This is a genomic window from Micromonospora sp. S-DT3-3-22 (assembly GCF_015354745.1).
Taxonomy (GTDB): domain Bacteria; phylum Actinomycetota; class Actinomycetes; order Mycobacteriales; family Micromonosporaceae; genus Micromonospora; species Micromonospora wenchangensis.
The window spans coordinates 22,961-29,167 of sequence record NZ_JACGMO010000099.1 but is presented as its reverse complement, the minus strand read 5'-3'; the positions used below and the strand labels follow the sequence as shown (position 1 = coordinate 29,167).

Below are 6,207 nucleotides of genomic sequence, written 5' to 3'. Positions count from 1 at the left end.
CGTGTGCTCTTCCGATCTCGCCGCGCGGACCGCCCGCGCCGGGGAGGAACTGGCCGCCGCGCTGGCCCGGGTGGACGCCCTCACCGCCGAACTGGCGCAGACCCGCGCCGAGGTGCAGCGGGCGCACCGGGCGTCGGCCGCCGACCGGGCCCGACTGGCCGACCTGGACCGGGCGTTGGCCGACGCCGACGCCGCCCAACGCCGCGCCGGTCAACTCGCCGACCAGGTCAGCGACCTGGCCACCGCGTTGGCGCGGCTCAGCGGTCAGTCGGGCTGACCCGCGCCGGTCGGGGCGGCCTGCACCTCGACCCGGGTGTCGTGGAACGTCGGCCCGCCGCCGAGGTCGGTGTCGCGGACCCCGGTGACCGCGTTGACGGTGCTGCCGCCGGGACTCAGCCGCGCCCAGTACGCCTTGTAGGTGAACGCCAACCCGGGGCGGGTGGCGTCGTCCACGGCGACGGTGGCCAGGAACTCGCCCCGGTCGTTGTGCACCCGCGCCGGGTCGCCGTCGCTCAGGCCCCGGGCGGCGGCGTCGACGGGGTGCAGGTGGATGCGGGGCGGACCGGTGCGGCTGCGGTGCCACGGCAGCGACGCGAACGTCGAGTTGAGGAAGAACCGGCCGGCCGGGGAGATCAACGCCAGGGGGAACCGGCGGGCCAGCGCGGCGTCCGCCACCTCCACCGGCGGCGTGTACCCGACGAGCGGGTCGACACCCTGCCCGGTCAGCCGCGGATCATGGAACCGGGCCCGCCCGTCGTGGCTGGGAAATCCACCCGCCGCGTACGGGGCTGAACCCGCCGCGACGCCGGTGGCCCGCACGTACGTACGGCGGCTCAACTCGTCGTAGTCGATGCCGGTGCCGTCGAGCAGCTGCCGCGCCAGGTCCTCGTCGCTGTCGCGCAGCCGGGGGTGGTCCAACCCGAGGGCCGCGGCGATCCGCCGGAAGATCTCCGTGTTGGGCAGCGCCTGCCCCGGCGGGTCGAGCACCGGCCGGTTCAGAGTGGCGTAGTGGTGGCCGTAGGAGGTGTGCAGGTCGAGGTGTTCCGGTTGCATGGTGGCCGGCAGCACCACGTCGGCGAAGTCGCAGGTGTCGGTCCAGCGTTGCTCCAACACCACCGTGAACAGGTCGGCGCGGGTCAGGCCACGCCGCAGCCGGTTCTGGTCGGGGACGGTGGCGACCGGGTTGGTGTCGAAGACCACCAGCGCGGTGACCGGCGGGTCGGCCTCGTCGGTGAGCGCGGCGGCGAGGCGGCTCATGTTGATCGACCGGGCCGGCGGGACGGGCATCCCGGCGGGCCGGGCGACCCGGTCGGCGTCGACGCGGTGGTGCCCGCTGGTGGTGGCCAACGCCCCACCACCGGGATACCGGAAGTCACCGGTGAGCAGGGGGATCGCCGCGATGGCCCGGACCGCCTGCCCGGCCCCGGCGTGCCGTTGCAGACCCAACCCGATCCGGATGGCGGTGGGGCGGGTGGTGGCGATCCGCTCACCGAGGTCCCGCACCACGTCGACGTCGAGACCGCACTCGGCGGCGGCGCGGTCCACCGGCCATTCGTCGAGGCGGGCCTCCATCCGCTCCCAACCGACGGTGTGCGCGGCCACCCACTGCCGGTCGACCGCGCCGAGGTCCCGCAGGTGCCGCATCAACCCCAGGGCCAGGGCGGCGTCGGTGCCGGGCAGTGGCGCCACGTGCGCGTCGCTGCGGGCGGCGGTGTCGGTGCGCAGCGGGTCGATGGTGACGACGTGCGCGCCCCGCTGCTGGGCCTGCCGCACGAACGGCCAGTGGTGCAGGTTGGTGGAGAGCAGGTTCGCCCCCCACAGGATGACCAGTTTCGCCTCGACCACCGACTCCGGTTCGAAACCGACGGACCCGCCGTAGACCGACCCGAGGGCGGCCCGGGACGCGGCCGTGCAGATGGTGGTCCGCAGCCGCGACGCCCCCAGGTGCGCGAACAGCCGCGGACCCATCGACCAGCCCTGCACCAGCCCCATGGTGCCGGCGAAGTAGTAGGGCAGGACCGACTCCGGGCCGTGCACGTCGATGCTGGCACGTAGGCCGTCGGCGACCCGGCGGACCGCCTCGTCCCAGCTCGCCGGCCGGTACGACACCGGCCCGACCCCCTTCGGGCCGACCCGCACCAGGGGGGTGGTCAGCCGGTCGGGTCCGGTGACCGCGTCGAGGTAACGGTTCACCTTGCCGCACAACGCGCCCCGGGTGAACGGATGCTCCGGGTCGCCGCGCAGCCCCACCGGTCGCCCGTCGGTGACGGTGAGCTGCCAGGCGCAGGTGTCGGGGCAGTCCAGGGGGCACGCCCCGGGATGCACGGTGGTGGCCATGCCGCGGATGCTATCGTCACCGCCCCGTCACGGCTGCCGACACGGCCGGCGGCGGCTACCATCGCGGTGCACACACCGATGTCGACCCGGCCGGGGCGAACCCGCCGGGCCGGTGTGGTGGCCGGCTACCCTTGCGGGGGTCGTCCCACCCCGCCGGGGCGGGAATGCCCCGGCGGTGACCGGCCGTTACACCGGAAGACCAGCACCACGAGCGAGGGGAAGTCGAACATGGGCGAGCGCATGCTGCGCGGTAGCCGTCTGGGCGCGGTCAGCTACGAATCCGACCGCAACACGGAGCTCGCGCCGCGCCAGACCCGCGAGTACCTCTGCGCCAAGGGCCACCAGTTCGAGGTGCCGTTCGCCGTCGACGCCGAGGTCCCCACCACCTGGGAATGCAAGTTCGACGGCAGCGTCGCCCGGCTCGTCGACGGCACCGAACCGGAGCAGAAGAAGGCCAAGCCGCCGCGTACCCACTGGGACATGCTGCTGGAGCGGCGGTCCATCGCCGAGCTGGAGGACATCCTCGCCGAACGGCTCCAGGAGGTCCGCACCCGCCGCGGCCGCGCCTGACCCGCACAGCGACGACGACGCCCCCGGAACTCTCCGGGGGCGTCGTCGTGTCCAGGGTTCAGGGCCGGCGGGGTTCCACGATCTCCCCCTCGATGGCCCGCCCCTCGTCGACCATTTGCGGGGTCACCACGTCCCCCTGCGGCGGCGGCGCGGCCGGCTCCCCCCGCCGCACCCGCACCGTACGCGGACCGAACAGGTCACCGGCGACCATCGACGACACCCGCCGCTCGGTGGCCCGCTGCACCCCGGCACGCGCCAACCGGCGCACCGGCGGCACCAGCAGCAACACCCCCACCAGCCCACTGAGCAGGCCGGGGATCGCCAGCAGCAACGCGCCGGCCAACCCGACCAGCCCGTCGGTCACCTGCCGACCCGGCGGCTGCCGGGACTCCACCGACGTGCGGAAACCCCGCCAGGCGCGCATCCCCTCCCGGCGCAGCAACACCAGCCCCAGCAGGGACGCGGCGAACACCAGCAGCACCGCCGCACCGAACCCGACGGCCCGGCCCACCCCGATGAACACGGCCAACTCCGCCACCACCGCCAGCAGCAGGGCCGGTGGCACGAACCTCAGGTATCGGCGCATCTCACCTCATCCGCGTCGCGCGGCACCCGCTCACCGCCACCGGCCGGACAATGCCCGCGGGGCGACAGGCCCGCCCCTCCAGCATGCCACGCCCCCACTCACGGCCACCGGTCGTGACCGCGACGCCACCGCCTCGGCCGCCGGTCCCGCAACCCCCAGGTGGTGATCCGCCACAACGCCTCGGCCACGATCAGCGGGCTCATCTTGCTGGCCCCCCGCTCCCGTTCGGCGAACGTGATCGGCACCTCCACGATCCGTACCCCCGCCCGGTGCGCCAACCGCGACAGCTCCACCTGGAACGAGTACCCCTGCGAACACACCGACTCCAGACGCATCGCCCGCAACGCCGACAACCGGTACACCCGGAACCCGCCTGTCGCATCCGACACCGGCATCCCCAACGCCATCCGCGCGTACAGGTTCCCGCACCGCGACAGCAGCAGCCGCCGCCACGGCCAGTTCACCACCCGCGCCCCACCCACCCACCGCGACCCGATCACCACGTCGGCGTCCCGGGCCGCCGCCAGCAACGCCGGCAGATCCTCCGGGGCGTGCGACCCGTCGGCGTCCATCTCCACCACCGCGTCGTAGCCGTGCTGCCGCGCCCACCCGAACCCGGCCAGGTACGCCGCCCCCAACCCCTGCTTGCCGGGCCGGTGCAACACGTGCACCTGCCCGTCGGTGGCGGCCATCGCCTCGGCCAGCGTCCCCGTGCCGTCGGGGCTGTTGTCGTCGGCGACCAACACGTCCACCGCCGGCACGGCCCGACGCACCCGGGCCACCACGTCGGCGACGTTGTCGGCCTCGTTGTAGGTGGGGATCACCACCAGCACCCGGCCCACCCCCGGCTGTCCCCCGGCTGCCTCGCCCACCGTCTCCCCCGTTCCTGCCGGCTCACCCGGCGGCGGTGACCTCCCGACGACGCCGCACCGCCCCCGCGACGACCAGGGCCGCGACCGCCAGCCCGGTCAGGGCCACCTCCGGCCACCGTCCGGCCCGGGTGGCCGGGGTACGCCCGTCGGCGAGCGTCACCTCCCGCACCACCACCGCCCGGGTGTTGAACCCGGTGGCGTCGCTTACCCGCCCGTCCGGGGCGACGAACCCGGACACCCCGACCGTCGAGGCCATCAACGCCGCACGACCGTGCTCCACCGCCCGCAACCGCACCATCGCCAACTGCTGCCGGGCCTCCGCCACGTCGAACGTGGCATTGTTCGTCTGCACCACCAGCAGCTGCGCCCCACCGTCGACGGTGTCCCGCACCAGACCGTCGTAGGCCACCTCGAAACAGATCACGTCCCCAAGCACCACCGGACCCGCGTCGACCACCCCCGGCGACGACCCCGCGACGAAGTCGGCCCGCACCCGGTCGACCTGCTTGGACACCGCACGCGCCACCGACCGCATCGGCACGTACTCGGCGAACGGCACCGGATGCCGCTTCGTGTACACCTGGGCCAGATCCGGGCCGCTGCCCGGCCGCCACAGGATGCCCGCGTTGCGGACCTCACCGTCACCCGGACCGGCGAGCACCGCCCCGACCAGGATCGGCGCGCCGATCGCGTCCGCGGCCTGCGAGATCCGCGCCCCGGCGGCGGCGTTACGCAACGGATCGATGTCCGAGGAGTTCTCCGGCCACACCACCAGGTCGGGACGCCGCTCGACACCCGCACCGACGCGCTCCGCCAACTGCAACGTCGCGTCGACGTGATTGTTCAGCACCGCCTGCCGCTGGGCGTTGAAGTCCAGACCCAACCGGGGCACGTTGCCCTGCACGATCGCCACCCGCACCGACCGGCCACCCGCGTCGACCCCTGACGGCACCAGCCATCCCACCGCCACCAGCGCCACCACACCCGCCGCCACCCCGGCCACCGGCTGCCACCGCACCCCCGGCCACCGCCGCCACACCGCCACCAGCAGCAACCCGCCGGCCACCGCCACCACCCCGGTGACCAGCGGCGCACCCCCCAGCCACGCCCACCCCAGCAGCGGCGACGAATCCTGACTGAACGCCAGACGCCCCCACGGGAACCCACCGAACGGGGTGCGGTCCCGCAGCGCCTCCTGCCCCACCCACAACACCCCGGTCACCGGCGGCCACGCCCACCGCCACCGGTCCACCACCGGCGACACCCACGCCGTCGCCGCCCCCAGCACCGCCAGGTAGCCGGCCTGCAACAGCGACAGCAGCACCCACGGCAGCAGCCCGGTGTGCAGGTTCGTCCACGCCAGCAGCGGCGCGAACAACGCCACCCCGGTCAGGAAACCCAACCCGGCGCCCGCCCGCAGCCGCCGCCGGTGCGTCGCCGCCGCCAACCCGGCCACCCCGACCGCCGCCAACGGCCACCAGCCGTACGGCGGGAACGCCACCAGCAACGCCACCCCGGCGGCCACCGCCACCGGCACCGCCACCCGCAGCGGCAACGGCGACCGCGCCGGCCGCACCACCGGCGGGGTACGCGTCTCATCCCGGTCGAGCGTCGTCACCGGCACCTCACCACGATCACGGGCCGAAGGCTACCCGCCCCGGCCCGCCACCCCCGACGCCACCGAACCCGAAGCCGCCGACGTCACCCCACGAACCCCGGGCGGTGGACGGACACGAAATCGGGGCGCGGCCTAAGCCGCGCCCCGATGCTCCCAGGCCCTTCCCGGCCGGTGGGGCGAGAACGAGCGACGCCGACCTTCGGACCGACCCGACGGTGGACTGG

Annotated in this window: 5 protein-coding genes and 1 pseudogene; 2 read left to right on the top strand and 4 right to left on the bottom strand. The window is 74.6% G+C overall.

Annotated elements, in window-relative coordinates; all coding sequences use genetic code 11:
* Window positions 1-277, top strand: a pseudogene (locus H1A17_RS24805) (hypothetical protein); the annotation flags it as partial.
* Here the strand turns inward: H1A17_RS24805 and H1A17_RS24800 are convergent.
* Entirely contained in the window at window positions 265-2,337 is a 2,073-nt protein-coding gene (locus H1A17_RS24800) for a molybdopterin-dependent oxidoreductase (protein WP_194823009.1), read from the bottom strand. The pseudogene H1A17_RS24805 and the gene H1A17_RS24800 sit on opposite strands and share 13 nt — an antisense overlap.
* Before the next feature lie 228 nt (window positions 2,338-2,565).
* Between H1A17_RS24800 and H1A17_RS24795 the strand changes: the two genes are divergently transcribed.
* On the top strand, window positions 2,566-2,907 hold the full coding sequence (locus H1A17_RS24795) for an RNA polymerase-binding protein RbpA (RefSeq protein ID WP_007070998.1): 342 nt from the start codon (window positions 2,566-2,568) through the stop codon (window positions 2,905-2,907).
* Window positions 2,908-2,965: 58 nt separating this feature from the next.
* On the opposite strand, the gene H1A17_RS24790 is transcribed toward H1A17_RS24795, so the two are convergent.
* The 3 genes from H1A17_RS24790 to lnt form a co-directional block, all read right to left on the bottom strand.
* On the bottom strand, window positions 2,966-3,493 hold the full coding sequence (locus H1A17_RS24790) for an FxsA family protein (protein WP_145920032.1): 528 nt from the start codon (window positions 3,491-3,493) through the stop codon (window positions 2,966-2,968).
* A gap of 98 nt (window positions 3,494-3,591) precedes the next feature.
* Window positions 3,592-4,365 (bottom strand): polyprenol monophosphomannose synthase, encoded by a 774-nt coding sequence (locus tag H1A17_RS24785; RefSeq protein WP_194823008.1) that lies wholly within the window; start codon window positions 4,363-4,365, stop codon window positions 3,592-3,594.
* Window positions 4,366-4,387: 22 nt separating this feature from the next.
* Window positions 4,388-5,983 carry an apolipoprotein N-acyltransferase gene (gene lnt, locus H1A17_RS24780; protein ID WP_370516910.1) on the bottom strand — a complete coding sequence of 532 codons (1,596 nt, stop codon included), beginning with the start codon at window positions 5,981-5,983 and terminating at the stop codon, window positions 4,388-4,390.
* Window positions 5,984-6,207: the final 224 nt, after the last annotated feature.